Genomic DNA, 15,925 nt, shown 5'->3' on the forward strand with positions numbered 1-15,925 from the left:
TATACTCTGCCGGTTCAAAAAACAGTGGGAAATTCAATGAGGCTTAGGCTGAATATGCAAAAGCAGATGACATTTAACTATTTATTAAGTGCTATTTTAGGGTTTGGATTATCAGCTAATGTGTCGGCTGAGTTTAAGCAGCGTTCTTATATAGCGCTTAGCCAAGAGCAAGGGCAAATTCTATGGTTGCAAACGGGGGCAAAGTCTAGTCTCAATACCTTTAATGGACAGACAGGTGCTTTAGAGCAGACTATAGATTTAACAATCAAACCTGAGCAATTGATCATGGGTTTTACCCCTGATGGCTTTAAAATAGCGTTATTAGAATCTGGCGGGCTAAGTATTCTGCATCGTACCGGCAAAACTTTACGTACGGTAAAAGTACCGAATTTGCCTAAACTACCGAGTAGTTATCAACCTGCCACGGCGATTACCAATGCAGCTGGTACTGCGCAACTCTTTCATGATGCCCAAACTCAGCAGTTACGTGTGATCCACACGGGCAATGGCAGGGAACTAGCAGTGGTTGACTTGCCTGAAGCGCGTTTATTGGCCTTAGGTTTAGATGCAAACATGAACAAAGTGTCTTTTGTCACGCAGGGTAAGACGGGTAAGGCTGATTTGCAGGTTTATGATCTCTTCAAAAAAACTACCGTAAAAACCTATGAGATCCGCGCGCCAGCAACTTTTAGCCAGCCCGTGGTATTCAGTTCCGATGGCAACTATGCCGCCCTTTTACCGCAACTGATTAATCTGCAAACTGAAGAGGTCTTTACGGTGAAGGATGCCATCGGCTCAGCGGTGTTTACAGCTAATAATGAAGCACTGTTATTTGCCAGCAAGCAGGGGTTACAACGTTTGGAGTTAAGCACTCAGCAACAACGACCTTTGACCTTAAATCTTCCAGCCAATTGCCGTACTGCCATTGCGGAGGACATTAGTGCCGATCAAAAGCGCTTAGCGTTTGCGAGTTTATGTAGCAATGATCCTAAAACGCTGGCAGTGGTATCTTTCTTAGATGCAAATACAGGCCAATGGCAGCGAAATGTCAAGCTAGCGAAGCCTTAATTGACTATGCCACATTTAGTTGTTGATATCTCTGCACATGGTTTTGGTCATTTAGCCCAAACTGCTGCAGTGCTCAATGCCTTAGATCAGCAGAATTTACGCCTTACGATTCGCTCTAAAGCGCCATTAGCTATCTTGCGAGAGCGTATTCATTTGCCATTTGAGTTGATTCCTCATCAGCAAGATAAGGGCATGATCATGTCAGATGCTTTGCGAGTGGATGTACCCAAAACTTTTGCTTGGTATCAAGCCTTCCATGCAAATTTTGCAGTCAGAGTAGAGCAAGCAGCCACTGATTTAGAGGCTTTACAGGTTGATTTATTAGTTGCCAACGTGCCTTATCTAAGTTTAGCCGCAGCTCAACGCTTAAACTTGCCAACTATAGCTTTATGCTCCTTGAATTGGGCTGATGTGTTTAAAAGCTATTGTGGGCATTTGGCGGGTGCTTCTGAAATTTATACAGAAATTTTACAAGCTTACCAAGGCGTAGCTTGTTTTCTCCAACCTACACCCTCGATGGCTATGCCTAGTTTGCTACGCAAACAGGCTATTGCACCGATTGCTAGCTTAGGCAATCCGCAAACTGAACGCTTACGCACTGTGACTAAGCAGTGCTTTCAAAAATTTGTTTTGGTTGGCTTAGGGGGCATTGGTATGCGTTTTCCCCTAGAGGCTTGGCCACAGCTTAGTGGGGTGGCGTGGATTTTTGATGATCAAAGTCTGTATTTGGGGCGCGAAGATTTGTTTCCAGTGTCTCACTTTGGTTTAAGTTATATTGATCTACTAGCCTCCTGTGATGCGATTCTCACCAAAACTGGCTATGGTACGCAAACAGAAGCAGTTGTTAACCAAATTCCCGCTATCTGTGTACAGCGTGGTGATTGGCCGGAAGAGCCTTATTTATTTGCTTGGCATCAAGAGCATGGTGAAGTAGCTTTTGTGGATTGGGGGGAAATTCAAACTGGAAGTTTTGTTGAGAATTTACAAAGTTTGCTTAACCGAACATGGCGTAAAACAAGAATAGTAGCCACGGGTGAGCAAGAAGCCGCACATTTTATTCAACGGGCTTTAGCTAACTGAAATCAACTGATTAAGCAGATAAACCCTGATCTCTATCTAAAATTTAATGCATCAGTCTTAGAGCCAGCTACACTCCTATACATTCTTATTATGGAGCATGAACATGGCAAATTTGGGTAAGCATCTATGCTTGGCAGGTTTAATACTGCTAAGTACGTTCTTGAGTGGCTGTGGCTATAACAATTTGCAGGCACAAGATGAGGCCGTGAAAGCCTCTTGGGCAGAGGTCTTAAACCAATATCAGCGGCGGGCAGATTTAGTGCCAAATTTGGTCAATGTTGTGCAAGGCTATGCTGCTCAAGAAAAAGAGGTATTGACACAAGTGACCAATGCTCGTGCCAGTGTGGGGGAGCTGAAACTGAGTCCAGAATCCATGAATGACCCTGAGGTCATGAAGCAATTTAGTGCTGTTCAAGGTGAGCTTAGCAGTGCCTTATCGCGTTTATTGGTCGTGAGTGAAAACTATCCGAATCTGAAGTCGGATAATTTATTTCGGGATTTAAGTGCACAACTTGAAGGGACTGAGAATCGAATTGCCGTAGCGCGTAATCGCTTTATTGAGCAGGTACAGGCTTTCAATACCACAGTTCGTCAGTTTCCTGAAAATCTCACCGCTAAAGTGATTGGTATGAAGCCTAAAGAAGGTTTCACCGTGGATAGTGAAGCTAACATTATGCGTGCGCCCAAGGTTGATTTTAATCCTAAGCCTGTAGGGCAGTAAGGTGTTGGTTTTGTGTAAGTGTCTGAGTTTCCGCTTAAGTACTTGGCTGTTGTTAGCTTGCTTAGTTTTAGGCTTGGTTTTTCCCTTGGCCTATGCTCAGTCTGCAACTACGCCAACAGCCAGTAGACTCAGCTTAAATGCGCCAGTCATTGATCAGACTAGGACGCTGAATACTGCAGAAATAGCGGCTTTAGATGCCAAGTTGCGTGCTATCCATCAAGCAGGGCGCGCCCAAATAGCGATTGTGCTAGTTCCGTCAACAGGTAGTGAGAGTACTTTTGATGCAGCGATGCGCTTGGCAGAACAATGGAAACTGGGGACAGCGCAGCAGGACAATGGCCTATTAATCTTCGTAGCGGTGCAAGATCGACGTGTACAAATACTCACTGGTTATGGTTTAGAATCAGTGCTGCCAGATGTCATCACGAGTCGAATTATCCGCGAAGAAATGACTCCTGCTTTTCGTGAAGGTGATTATGCAGGCGGTTTAAACGCTGCCGTGGAGCGGCTTGAGCAGATTTTGCAGTTAGATCCGGAACTTGCTAAATCTCAAGCGATGCAAGCCCAAGATCAAGCACATGAGCAACTCGCTGATCCATTTGCGAATCTTTTTGGCATGGGTATTTTTTTATTCGTGATCGGGCAGTTTTTACGCTCATTTTTGGGACGTTTTATTGCAGCAACAGTGGTTGCTGGGCTTGCCTTCTTGGTGGGTTCTAGCGTGTTTGGTTTGTCTGTCTTGCTATCTGCGATGATGGCTGTTGTCCTATTTGTACTACTCTTTATCGGGATTGGTACAGGTGGAGGTCGTGGCGGTGGGCGCAGAGGGGGGGGATTTATTTTTACCGGCGGTGGTGGCGGGCGCTACGGAGGTGGCGGTGGGTATAGTGGTGGTGGCGGCGGTTTTGGTGGTGGAGGAGCGTCTGGGTCATGGTAAGGCAAACACAAAATCCAATAGCCGCAAACCCTAGCTTTAAGCGCTGGTGGAAACATGCTATCTATATGCCTTGGCTGACTGCGCGCTATTTTAATAAGACGAACCTAGATGAAATTGAGCAAGCAGTGCAGGCTGCAGAATTAGGTCATGCCGGTGAGATTGTGGTGATTATTGAAGGCAGTTTACCTTTTAATCAAGCTTATTATATCAACACCCAAGAGCGTGCTTTAGAGCTATTTGGCCAGTATAAGGTTTGGGACACCGAATACAATAGCGGGATGTTACTGTATGTGAATATCTGTGAGCACCGAGTTGAATTAGTCGCTGATCGTGGTATCCATCAATTTGTTATGCCGGAGCATTGGCAAACGCTTTGCGATCAGATAACTACAGAGTTTACTCAAAGCAGGTATGCCTTAGGTGTATTAACGGGGGTGAAACTGATTGGCCAGACTTTACAGGCTTTCTATACTGTTAAACTCCAAGAAATGGAGAATGAACGTAGCAATCGGCCTCTGTTGATTTAGCAGGGTAATTGTCTGCGGTAAGTCCCAACGCCTTTTGAGTATTCGCTATATTATTGCGAATCTCATGCTGTAAGCGTTCCAGAATGACAGGTACGTCTTTTTCCCAAGTGCTCGGCCATTGCACTTTGTCTAGGGTGAAATGCATCGGATCATCGCCCCAAGTTGTGTCAAAGGGCAGTTCAGTAATCGTAAATTCGCCATTATCAAAAGGTAGTCCACTGGCTTGGCGTTTCATACTGAGATGCTCACGGATACCATGTGCAGCATTTACTAGGGAACGATGATGACAGTAAGGATTATTCCCGCGCTTATCAAAGAACACATGCGCCGTCCAATTACAAGCGCCACGACAAAGCTCAGCAAAATCACAAGTCTTACAAAAGCCCCATAAATGTGCGGTAGCTTCTGCTGTACCCGCATTCAAATTGAAGGTTAGTTCTTCGCGTTCGGTCAATATTTCTGCCAAAGAGTGATCACGAATATTGCCACCTGAGTAAGCTGACGTGGGTAAAGACGGGCAGGCTTTAATAATCCCGTCCGCCTCAATGCCAATCGTCGCTAAGCCCGCAGAACAACCGCGCCAAAACGCCCATTCATTATTCTTGCGCCCGAAACTCCGTAGTAAGCGATCATAAGGGCCGTAATAACCGAAATTATTCCCCGGCTGGACAATCAAACCTTCGTGATGACCGCGTTGCGCTAAATAAGCGAGAAGCGGATGAAAGTTGATAAGCTCAGCAGGTTGCAGCAGCATGTCTGAATTATCGGCTGCATTACCCATCGGAACTGTCATTTGAATTTGCCAAGCTTGTGCACCGGCTTTTAATAAAGCCTCATATAGCAATGCAAATTCTGGGGCAGAATACCGATTCACTTGGGTATTTGCCCCAAAGGGAATGCCCACAGTGCGCAAATGCTGCATAGTTGTAAACGCTTGTCGCCATGAGTCGAGTTTGCCACGCAAACGATCATGCGTGGCTTTCATCCCATCCACCGACACTGAGATTTGATTAATCCCCGCTGCTTTCATGCGTTCTGCGGTCGTTAGGCTAATGCCATAGCCACCCGTTGTCATGGAGCAGACCATACCTGCCTTTACAATCTCGCGCGCAATCTCTAGCCAATCCTTGCGTAGATAGGCTTCACCACCAATCAGCGTCACTTCAGTGATACCTGCATCGGCCATTTGATGGACTAAATCGAAGGCTTCTGCAGTACTTAGTTCATTTGAGCGGGCATCACCCGCCCGTGAACCACAATGTGTACAAGCTAAATTGCATTTGAGAGTAATTTCCCACACTGCATAGCATTTACGTTGGCGAGGTCGATAAGCTTGCGAAGACGATAGTGCGGTTTCCATTAGCGTTCTCTATTTTTATGGTTAGCTAAGCGCTTTACTCTTTATTATTTACTATTTCTTTAGGTGTAGTTTGCTGACTACTACCTAAAAAATCAGCACTGATACCACCATAAACAGGTTGAGCCTGATTGTCTCCAATGGGATCAATCACTGCGCCATACACCGGTTGTACGCCACCATCATCAATTGGGTCGATCACCACGCCGTAAACAGGCTGGATAATCGGATCGTCAATGGGATCAATCACCACGCCATACACCGGTTGGATAATAGGATCATCAATGGGATCAGGTTTAGGTGTTGGTTTTGGATCAGGTTTGACAGGCTTATCAGTTAACTGCGCCAATAACTGCATTAAAAGTTGCAGGATAAGTTGTTGCAGGTTATTGCCTGTGTCGAAGGGCTGATTACATCCACTAAATTGATTTAAACGCTGCCCTGCTTGTAAGGTTTGTGCTTGTGTATCAGGTTGGCGGGGTAGGATGGTATTTTGCCCGCGTCTCGTTTGAATATCCATTTCTCACCTCCTTGGTTTGGATATGTTGCTAGGAATTAGCGAATTTGAACTTTGGCCTAGTATATGCAGGGTTTTTCTAGTTGAGACAAATCAGTCTGTTTAAAGGTGAGGCTAGACAGATAATAGGTGGGTGAGTTGAAAAGGGTAGATGAGCGGTGCTGGTAGAGCTTGTATGAGTCTGTAATAATGCCGGTAAACCTCTATTATCGTCCGATACTAAGACTCACTCGATGCAAAATATGCCAATTGAAAAAATAGCTGTCGTTGACGATGATGCTATTACTCGTTTTTTAATTGGTTCAGCTCTGCGTGAGCATCAGATGGAGGTGTTTGAATGCGGAAGTGCTGAAGAGCTGTTTGTGTTACTGGAAAAACAGCGGATTGATGTGATTATCCTCGATATGGTTCTTCCCCAAGTGAATGGTTTGGATGCTTTGACCTATGTACGTGAACAGTCCGATGTGGGGGTTATTATGATTTCATCGCGTGCCAATCCTCAGCAGCGGCTGTACGGTTTACGTGAGGGAGCTGATGACTTTATTAGTAAACCGGTACTAACCGATGAGCTGGTATTCAAGGTGAGATCGTTGGCCTTGCGGGTTAGCCATCAACATGGGATCACCGAGCAACAAGACTTGATGGTGGGTAACTGCCTATTAGTACTGGATGAGGGGTTGCTAGTGAGGGTCGATGAGGAGAATCATTGTGCTTTGACCGAAGCAGAGCAACGTATGTTGACCCTATTAGTTCAACATCAGCCGCAGGTCTGTAGTCGTAAGCTGTTACTCCAATGCATTAGCCGTTCTGAAATCAGTTTCAGTAACGACCGTAGTATTGACACCCTGATCAGTCGTATTCGTCTCAAGTTACGCCAACTGGGTTGTACCCTTTCAATCATTTCGGTACGGGGACAAGGGTATCGCTTACAAGATGACCTGCCAAGGTGTAATGGCTAAAGCTTTTGATGCTGGACAGTTAAAACGGCAAGTTGTCGAGTAATCAGGACTTGAAAGCTGCTCCACTCAGGCACAGGTGCATGTTCCTGAAACGTTTCGAGTTGCAAAGCAGCATCTGCGTTACGGTGCAAACCTAGTGCGTGGCTAGCACTGACAATACGGTGAGCCGCCACACGTAGCTTGTTTATGTCCTGCTCCTTAGCGGCTTGTTGAATGCGTGCAATATCTTCCTGTAATTGTGCTTGATAGAGTCCCAACACTTGCGCGACTTTCTCATCGCCTAAGCGCTCTTTGAGATGGCTGAATGTGTTATCTTCTAAAGTATTGCTTTGGTTGTCTGGTGCAGACTTTTGCAAGGAAGCTAGCAATTCGGTAGGGGTATAGGGCTTCGCCAAACAGGCATCAGCGCCCATTGAAAGCAGGTGATTACGCTGTTGTGTATCGAAATGAGCGGAAGTCATCACAACCCGCAGCTCAGATGGGTTATATCGTTGGCGCAGCGCGGCCAGTAAAGCAAAGCCATTCATTCCTGGCATTCGCACATCACTGATCACGGTATTGAAGGTTTGCTTCTGTAAGAGCTTGAGCGCTTGTCTCGCGTCTTTAGCTTGGGTAACGGTATGCCCTACAGCGGCCAGCAATTCATAGGTAATCATCCGGTTACTGGGAATATCATCGACGACCAATACCTTGAGCGGTTTGCTGTTTTCCCTGTTTGGGGTCGCTAGTTCTGGGTCGGTGGTCGTGGGTAGGTTCATTTTCAGGTAAAAGTGGGCTTGAGTGCCTTGTTCAAGCTGGCTATCCAGCGACAAATGTCCGCCTGCTGCTTTAATCATTTCAAAGCAAATGGGTAAACCCAGCCCGGAGCTAGCATCTTGGCTATACAAGGATTCCACACCAAGGTTAAAACGTGCCTTGACCTGCGCCAATTGTGCGGGCGACATGCCTCGTCCGGTATCCTCCACTGTAATATGCAGTTCATGGCGGTTAGCCAGCCAACGTGCTGAGACCTCAATCATGCCGCTGTCGGTATATTTGATGGCATTGCTGATCAGGTTAATCAACATCCGCCGCAAGACAATGGGTTTGCCCATCAAATACTTGGGGAGTTCACGAGTATGCAGATGGAGGGTCAATTGTTTTTCTTCAGCGCGGTTGCGTAACAGGTTGATCATGGCTTCCAGCAGAAACTGTGGGTTAAAGGTGGTATTGTTATCGGTGATCTCTGCCTGTTTAGCTTGAGTGCGATCTAGTAAATTATCCACCAGCGCATACATGGACTCGGCTGCATAATGGGTGGTGCTCCAGTAATCTTTTTGTTTATCGGATAGGGCAGTACGCCCTAATAGGGTGGTTGAGCCGAGCATGGCATGTAGCGGGGTGCGGATTTCATGGCTGAGGGTAGAGATAAATTTCTCCTGTTGCTCCATACGTAGTTCGGCACTCTCACTCGCTAGCTGAGCGCTATCTCTGGCTGCTTGTGTGTCTTTGATAGCGATGCCTAAAGCAATAGAGAGCAGCACCATTTCTAGAGCCGCCGCCAGTAGAGCGTAGGTCATTCCTAACCCATGCAGATTCATGATGACTTGGCCATCCAAAATGAACAAGATATGGCCAATAATCAATGCCGTCCACGCCGCCAAGAATATCCAAGCGGGTTTGTAGCCACTAAGAGCTACTACTAGGGATAGTAGGGGGATCAGTAGGATACAGCCTAGATAAATGAAGGGATAAATTCCGGCGACTTTTGCTTGGCTAGCAGGGTAAAAGCTGGCGGTTAGCAATATCCCTAGCATAAACACGATAGCCAGCCAGTTGAGTGAAATGATAGCTTTTACTAGGATGAACAGAGGTTTTTTTGTAGAGGACTGATGTAAAGAGCTGATACCCGGCTGCATGAAACGTAGCGCGAATAATATAAAAAAAATTGCGGTAAGGGCACCAATGCCCCATAGGGTCTGGCGGGCATTGCCCAGCAGGTTGCCCAACGGTTCAGGGTTAAAGTGGAATCCTATTGCAACGATTAAGTGCATCACGGCATACCCGATATAAATCAGGTACATGCTGTCACGTAGCGGTAGATACAACAGCAAGTTGTATAAAATCAGGCCGATAACAGCACCCATTCCAAGGAGGGCTAGGGTGGTTTTTAGGTTAGATTCCCATACCATCTTGGCATGAGGCACTAGACTGATTCTGATGCCATCGAACATGGAGGTACGCCCCCGTTGCAAGAAGCCACAACGAGTATTTGGGGGCAAGTTGATGGGAATAAAATAGGCGCTTGCCAGCGTCGGGCTGTCCAATCCGAGGGTAGGGCGTGGGATAGCTTGCAAAGACTGACCTTGGCAATGCAAATAAAAATCTAGTTCGCTGTACAATGTGTGATCAGAGCGGATAGCCCACTGCGCGGTGGTGCTACGGTTGATCAGCGGGATGTAAAACCAATATTGCTTGCCTGCTGCAAGCAGTGGGTCGGATTGAAAGTCTGCTTGATCCATACGCCTAACCACCGTTTCAGGACTCAAGCGGTTATCGGGGTCATTCAGGCGGAGTGTTTCCTTGGATAAGCCAATACTATACGCCTGCAAAAAATCATCGGTGACTTCCAAGGCAAGGGCTTGCCCGCACACCATCGACAGTAGCAGATATAGCAATAGAACGACAAGTTGCCGAGTAATGGGATGAGTCATTTGCCTTGTTCCGTGGGTTCCTGTCTTAGACGATAGTTTACGCTTTGTTCACGGTACGGCCTATTCTGGCTCTGCTGGTTAACAGGAGAGTGACCCAGCAGTTGTCTCAATGCTCTGCGGCCACTGGGTCACATTGTTAAGGATGAATCACTGACCCGCTTTCTTTAAAATAGCTTGGGTATGGGTAACTTGGGGTTGCTGATGCATAGCCGCCGATTGCACTTGATTTTGAGCAGTTTGGGGTGTTGTGTTGCTAGCTTGTATCCCAAATAAGGTAATACCCGCCGCAATAATAAAACCCAAGGTAATGGGGTCAATGACTCCACGCATTTTTTTCATGTTCATCATGTTCAGTATCTCCCTCGCTAGTCGATCTTGTCTGTCCATCGCAGTAACTGCTTGGAACCCACTATAGCGAGGTGAATGTCAACGAACTGTCAACAAGAGCGGGAAAAAGGCGAGATAAACCGTGGGTGTTAGCCCTGAAACCATGGCTAACAAGACTTTGGGCGATGATTCATTCGGGTTGAGTCTGTTCACCAATGCCCCATGTTACTTTGGGCGCAATTCAATCCAGTCGTGCTTCACCAACTGATTCATGGCAGAAAACCGGAGGTTTTAAATAGCTAATGCCAGCCGCTTGCTAAACCTGTTAAGATTCGTTTTTTGTTTGGTTTTAGGCTTGCATACCTCATGGACAAGTTCATCCGCGTGCGTGGAGCGCGTACTCATAACCTGAAAAATATCGATGTTGATTTGCCGCGCGATAAGCTAATAGTGATTACGGGCTTATCCGGTTCGGGTAAGTCATCGTTAGCCTTTGATACGATTTTTGCTGAAGGCCAGCGCCGCTATGTGGAGTCCCTATCCGCTTATGCGCGCCAGTTCTTATCGATGATGGATAAGCCCGATCTGGATCATATTGAAGGTTTATCCCCCGCGATTTCGATTGAGCAGAAAACCACCTCACATAATCCACGCTCAACCGTCGGTACGATTACCGAAATTCATGATTATTTGCGTTTGCTGTTTGCACGTGCCGGTATACCGCGTTGTCCGACTCATCATGTCGATTTACAAGTGCAGACCGTAAGTCAAATGGTGGATCAAGTGCTAGCCATGCCTGCGGAAGCCCGCTTAATGCTCTTAGCGCCAGTCGTGCGCGAACGTAAAGGCGAGCATGTGCAGTTATTTGAGTCCTTGCGCTTACAAGGCTTTTTGCGGGTGCGCGTTGATGGACAGGTTTATGATTTAGACGATGTACCCCAATTAGAACTACGTAAAAAGCACACCATAGAAGTGGTGGTGGATCGCTTTAAAGTACGCGAGGATTTACAACTACGTTTAGCCGAGTCTTTTGAAACGGCGCTGAAACTTTCCGAAGGTTTAGCAGTGATTGCGCCGATGGAAGCAGATACAGGGCAAGAATTTACCTTTTCTGCAAATTACGCCTGCCCGCATTGTGGTTGGTCACTGCCGGAATTAGAACCTCGACTTTTTTCTTTTAATGCACCACAAGGGGCTTGCTCGACCTGTGATGGTTTGGGGGTAAAACAATATTTTGATCCAGAGCGGGTGATTCAAAATGAAAAATTAAGTGTCGCTGAGGGTGCGGTACGCGGTTGGGATCAACGTAATGCCTATTATTTCCAGATGATGACTTCGCTAGCGGATTATTATGGTTTCGATGTACATGCACCTTGGAGTGATTTAAATGCAACCACACGCAAAATTATTTTATATGGTAGTGGTCAAGATAAAGTTGAGTTCACTTATGTGGGGCAAAAAGGGCAGGTGTATCAGCGTAGCCATGAATTTGAAGGGGTGATTAATAATTTAGAGCGCCGCTATCGAGATACTGATTCCAATATGGTGCGCGAAGAGTTAGCTAAGTATTTATCCAGCCGCCCTTGTCCTGATTGTCAAGGCACGCGTCTAAATGAACAGGCGCGTAATGTATTAGTGGCGGCAAAGAATTTACCCAGTTTAAGTTTATTACCGATTGGCGAAGCGCATGCATTTTTTCGTGATTTAATCCTACCCGGTACGCAAGGCAAAATCGCTGAAAAGATCATTCGTGAAATCTGTTTGCGTTTAGAGTTCTTGGTAAATGTTGGCTTGGATTATTTAAGCTTAAGTCGTAGTGCAGAAACTTTATCTGGTGGGGAAGCCCAACGCATTCGCCTAGCCTCGCAAATTGGAGCGGGTTTAGTCGGAGTCATGTATGTGCTAGATGAGCCTTCGATTGGTTTGCATCAGCGGGATAATGATCGTCTCTTGCGTACTTTATTTCGTTTGCGCGATTTAGGTAACACGGTGATTGTGGTTGAGCATGATGAAGATGCAATTCGTAGCGCGGATTTTGTGCTGGATATTGGCCCCGGTGCGGGTGTACACGGTGGGCAAATTATTGCACAGGGTAAACCTTTAGAAGTCGCTGAAGCCCCTGAATCGGTGACAGGGCAGTTCTTATGTGGTCAACGGCGAATTGAAATTCCTAAACAGCGAACGCCCGTTAATCCAGAGCGTTTGATTAAACTGGTGGGCGCTACTGGAAATAATCTACAAAATGTCAATTTAGAAATTCCCTTAGGTTTATTAACCTGCATTACCGGGGTTTCAGGTTCGGGAAAGTCAACGCTGATTAATCGCACCCTGTATCCTTATTTAGCCCGGCATTTACACGATAGTAGTGTAGAGGTAGCGCCAGTTAAAAGCGTAGAAGGTGTCGAGCAAATCGACAAGATTATTGATATTGACCAAAGCCCGATTGGGCGCACGCCCCGTTCTAATCCCGCCACTTATACGGGTGTATTCACGGCGATTCGGGATATTTTCGCCGCGACTCAAGAAGCTCGCTCCCGTGGTTATCAACCGGGGCGATTTTCTTTTAATGTCAAAGGTGGACGTTGCGAAGCCTGTGCGGGTGATGGAGTGATTAAAGTCGAAATGCATTTCTTGCCGGATGTGTATGTCACTTGCGAAGTGTGTCATGGCAAACGTTATAACCGTGAAACTTTAGATGTGCGCTATAAGGGCAAGAATATCAGTGAAGTCTTGAATATGACGGTGGAAGATGCTTGCGAGTTTTTCGCTGCAGTACCATCAATTTATACCAAGCTGAAAACTTTAATAGATGTGGGCTTGTCTTATGTCACGCTCGGGCAAAATGCGACCACGCTCTCTGGTGGGGAAGCGCAGCGTGTTAAGTTAGCTAAAGAACTCTCTAAACGTGAAACGGGAAAAACGATTTATATTTTGGATGAACCAACGACAGGTTTACATTTCCACGATGTCGATCAACTCTTAAAAGTGCTGCATCGCTTGCGGGATGGTGGCAATACCGTAGTAGTGATTGAGCATAATCTGGATGTGATTAAGACGGCTGATTGGGTGGTAGATCTAGGCCCCGAAGGGGGTAGCCGTGGCGGGAAAATTATTGCAGTAGGCACACCCGAACAAGTCGCAAAAACTAAAGGCTCGTTTACGGGAGAGTTTTTGCAGCGGATGTTGTAGGGTTTTAGTTAAAGTCAGTTAAATGACATAGGTTTTAAATGAATGGCTGCTATGTTGAATAAAGTCTTAGTGATTCTTTTATTGAGTGTCGGTTTACTATCTCAGCCCTCGTTTGCTAAGAACACTAAGGCAGAGCTGAGTTGTGCTAACTTAAACGGCCAATTAGTACAAGTAAAAACCAATTTGACTTTACCTGCTGGTTGTACGCTCACCGACACACGTTTTGTCTTTGAGAATGTACAAAATGTCAGTTTAGACCTGAACGGGTCTACTTTAGCGAGTTCCGGTTTTTCAGCCGCGATCATGTTCACCACTACTAATCCACAGAATCCAACTCGTAATGTGGTAGCTAAAAATGGCACGATTAGAGGCTATGGTACGGCTTTATATGTGCATCGCGCGCTAACGACTAAGGATTTACAAGGCTTACGAAGTAATCCACAAGGCTATTATCCCTACATTCAGAGCACGGCGACGAGTGGTGTGTTGATTGAGGATATGAATTTTCTGAACCCTAAAGGCACTGCGGTCTATGTTTGGGTGGGCAATAGCAAAGTCACTTTAAGAAAAAGCCGGATCACTGCGGCTCAAGGGCCTGCTGTTTATTTAGATACGGGTTCTTTTGGAAATATTATTGCGAATAATGTGATTATGAATAGCGGATTTCTTGACCCTCAAGGCAAACCTAAACAAGGGCGAGGCCTGCGTGAGGCGATTGCGGTGGATGGTAGTTATGATAATCGCATCAATCGCAATACCTTAACAGGCAATGCACGTGGTGGGGTGCATCTTTATGCTAATTGTGGGGAAAAAGTCAGTACTGATCCTAGTTATGTGCCCCGTATTTTTGAGGCAGAGCGTAATCTAATCCGCAATAATTTGATTGAAAATAATGGAGCGGGGGGGGCGATAGAAATTGGCAAACGTGTGGATTGGAATTTAGAGGATTGGGATTGTGCCAAACCCGTTTATGCTAGTTTTCTGACCTTTAAATATTATTGGGATAACTCGGGTTACAATCGAGTAGAAGCCAATCGTGGCAATGGTTCTATTCAAGTGCGTACTGATAATAATACCCTCACCAACAATGTTCAGCCCGTGGAAGTGGATAGCGTAGTAAGGCGTTTAAAGGGTGACCCTTTGGTGAATAATAAAGTAAACCCTTAAGAGCTACTGAGCCGGCCAAGGAACCTATTGCTTAGATACTAATCCAAGTTTAGCACGGCCAGATCAATCACAGGGCAGCTATGAAAAACCAGTTCAGCAAATTCTTCGGGCACTCTTATTTCTCTTTAGTGATTGCCTTGGTTTTGCTCGTATCCATTATCGCTTTAGTGGGCGTAGCGATCTTTTCTCTGCTGAACTTTTCCGCCGCACCCCTTTATCCAGCGGGTAGTGCCATTACTGAAGAGCAAAGCTTCGAGGAATATGTGCGCTTAGTCGCTCTCACCTTCGAGTTTATGACGACTTTGATTGGTGTATTAATCGCCGCTTTAGTACTTACCTTAGTGTTGTTTGGTGTCCAAATGTATAGTTGGAGTCGGGATAAGCGCCGCTTGGCTTTGTGGCGTGAGCAGGGGCTAGTGATAGAGCGTCTGGAGTTTTTAAGCGGCAATCGCTTACGCTTAAATCAGATGGAGTTGGAGCTGAATCGTGCGCAAATGCAGACGCTGCGTGAATTAGTGACCAAGCGTCAAGCGGATTTACCTTTACATCCTGCGGATTTACCCGGTGACAATGGTACGCAGTTGATTAAGCGCTTGCGGGAAGAGTTAGGGGCGCGTTTATTAGAAAAAAGTTTCATTCAGAATCGGCGTGGCAAGGGCTATTGGTTGGATATGGAGGCTGCCCATATCCATGTGTTGGAGGATGAGCTGGAGTCTCATTAACCTTCTGCTTGCATCATCCGTGTCCGCTGAAAAGTGATTTGCCAACCTTCTGCAATAATCGGTGCTAGCGCATCTCGCTCGCAATCGCGCGAGTTCTCCCCCATCCCTGCTACTGTACCCGATCTAAATTCGGGGCGTTCGATATTGCCAAACCAATGCGTTTCTTGTACGTCACGCTTAGCCCGAAAATCAACTTCACAGCTTAATGCATAAGCGTTGGCTTGCATGCTGAATACTAGTGGAATTAGCAGGCTATAGCTTAGTGTTTTCATTATTGCTCTCCATTCATTGCCCTAATTAACTTAGCTGATTTTTTCAAGTCCTAAGCCTAACAGGATGATTGGGATTATTCGATAACTTGGCCTTGTTATACCGTAACAACTAATAATATTTAATATAAACAATGAGTTAATAGTTGTATTTAAAAATTAAGCTAGTCCAGTATTCAGCTAAAATTTCAAGCTGTTATGAAATGCCAATTGGCAGGAATAGAAGGTTTATTAAATAGAGCAAAGCGTGTTATGGCATAACAGCCGCATGATTTTCATACTAGATTCAGCAACTGAATAAAGGGTTTGTGTGATCCCTGTTCGATACCTGCAATCTGGTTTAACTGCCTAACCCCAAGGAAAATAACTCATACAGTCTTATGCGACTGAAG

Annotated in this window: 14 protein-coding genes; 9 read left to right on the plus strand and 5 right to left on the minus strand. The window is 45.9% G+C overall.

What is annotated here, in order from left to right; all coding sequences use genetic code 11:
* Positions 1-66: 66 nt before the first annotated feature.
* From Q0307_RS05060 to Q0307_RS05080, 5 genes are all read left to right on the plus strand, one after another.
* Complete coding sequence (locus Q0307_RS05060; protein ID WP_298657499.1) at positions 67-1,068, plus strand: hypothetical protein; 1,002 nt, start codon at positions 67-69, stop codon at positions 1,066-1,068.
* Between the two features lie 6 nt (positions 1,069-1,074).
* Positions 1,075-2,148 carry a hypothetical protein gene (locus Q0307_RS05065; RefSeq protein ID WP_298657502.1) on the plus strand — a complete coding sequence of 358 codons (1,074 nt, stop codon included), beginning with the start codon at positions 1,075-1,077 and terminating at the stop codon, positions 2,146-2,148.
* 103 nt (positions 2,149-2,251) lie between these two features.
* Entirely contained in the window at positions 2,252-2,869 is a 618-nt protein-coding gene (locus Q0307_RS05070; protein ID WP_298657505.1) for a LemA family protein, read from the plus strand.
* A gap of 10 nt (positions 2,870-2,879) precedes the next feature.
* Positions 2,880-3,806 (plus strand): TPM domain-containing protein, encoded by a 927-nt coding sequence (locus Q0307_RS05075; protein WP_298657509.1) that lies wholly within the window; start codon positions 2,880-2,882, stop codon positions 3,804-3,806.
* Positions 3,800-4,333 carry a TPM domain-containing protein gene (locus Q0307_RS05080; protein WP_298657512.1) on the plus strand — a complete coding sequence of 178 codons (534 nt, stop codon included), beginning with the start codon at positions 3,800-3,802 and terminating at the stop codon, positions 4,331-4,333. The genes Q0307_RS05075 and Q0307_RS05080 overlap by 7 nt, the downstream gene beginning before the upstream one ends.
* Here the strand turns inward: Q0307_RS05080 and Q0307_RS05085 are convergent.
* Entirely contained in the window at positions 4,281-5,693 is a 1,413-nt protein-coding gene (locus tag Q0307_RS05085; RefSeq protein ID WP_298657515.1) for a radical SAM protein, read from the minus strand. The two genes, Q0307_RS05080 and Q0307_RS05085, sit on opposite strands and share 53 nt — an antisense overlap.
* 34 nt (positions 5,694-5,727) lie before the next feature.
* Positions 5,728-6,210 carry a hypothetical protein gene (locus tag Q0307_RS05090; RefSeq protein WP_298657518.1) on the minus strand — a complete coding sequence of 161 codons (483 nt, stop codon included), beginning with the start codon at positions 6,208-6,210 and terminating at the stop codon, positions 5,728-5,730.
* Positions 6,211-6,440: 230 nt separating this feature from the next.
* On the opposite strand from Q0307_RS05090, the gene Q0307_RS05095 reads away from it, so the two are divergent.
* Positions 6,441-7,166 (plus strand): response regulator transcription factor, encoded by a 726-nt coding sequence (locus Q0307_RS05095; RefSeq protein WP_298657521.1) that lies wholly within the window; start codon positions 6,441-6,443, stop codon positions 7,164-7,166.
* Here Q0307_RS05095 and Q0307_RS05100 read toward each other — a convergent pair.
* Positions 7,163-9,859, minus strand: coding sequence for a response regulator (locus Q0307_RS05100; RefSeq protein ID WP_298657524.1), 2,697 nt, complete (start codon positions 9,857-9,859; stop codon positions 7,163-7,165). The two genes, Q0307_RS05095 and Q0307_RS05100, sit on opposite strands and share 4 nt — an antisense overlap.
* A 147-nt stretch (positions 9,860-10,006) precedes the next feature.
* A complete protein-coding gene (locus Q0307_RS05105) occupies positions 10,007-10,207 on the minus strand; it encodes a hypothetical protein (RefSeq protein ID WP_298657526.1) in 201 nt (66 codons plus the stop codon).
* A gap of 345 nt (positions 10,208-10,552) precedes the next feature.
* Between Q0307_RS05105 and uvrA the strand changes: the two genes are divergently transcribed.
* The 3 genes from uvrA (at position 10,553) to Q0307_RS05120 (ending at position 15,264) form a co-directional block, all read left to right on the plus strand.
* Positions 10,553-13,375: an excinuclease ABC subunit UvrA gene (uvrA, locus tag Q0307_RS05110; RefSeq protein ID WP_298657529.1), complete on the plus strand. Its 2,823-nt coding sequence runs from the start codon at positions 10,553-10,555 to the stop codon at positions 13,373-13,375.
* A 42-nt stretch (positions 13,376-13,417) separates the two neighbouring features.
* Entirely contained in the window at positions 13,418-14,542 is a 1,125-nt protein-coding gene (locus Q0307_RS05115) for a right-handed parallel beta-helix repeat-containing protein (protein ID WP_298657532.1), read from the plus strand.
* Positions 14,543-14,622: 80 nt separating this feature from the next.
* Positions 14,623-15,264 carry a hypothetical protein gene (locus tag Q0307_RS05120; protein ID WP_298657535.1) on the plus strand — a complete coding sequence of 214 codons (642 nt, stop codon included), beginning with the start codon at positions 14,623-14,625 and terminating at the stop codon, positions 15,262-15,264.
* Here the strand turns inward: Q0307_RS05120 and Q0307_RS05125 are convergent.
* Positions 15,261-15,536, minus strand: a complete 276-nt coding sequence (locus Q0307_RS05125; protein ID WP_298657538.1) for a hypothetical protein — start codon at positions 15,534-15,536, stop codon at positions 15,261-15,263. The genes Q0307_RS05120 and Q0307_RS05125 overlap by 4 nt on opposite strands.
* Positions 15,537-15,925 lie beyond the last annotated feature (389 nt).

The organism is uncultured Thiothrix sp. (genome assembly GCF_937873765.1).
In the GTDB taxonomy this organism is placed as follows: domain Bacteria; phylum Pseudomonadota; class Gammaproteobacteria; order Thiotrichales; family Thiotrichaceae; genus Thiolinea.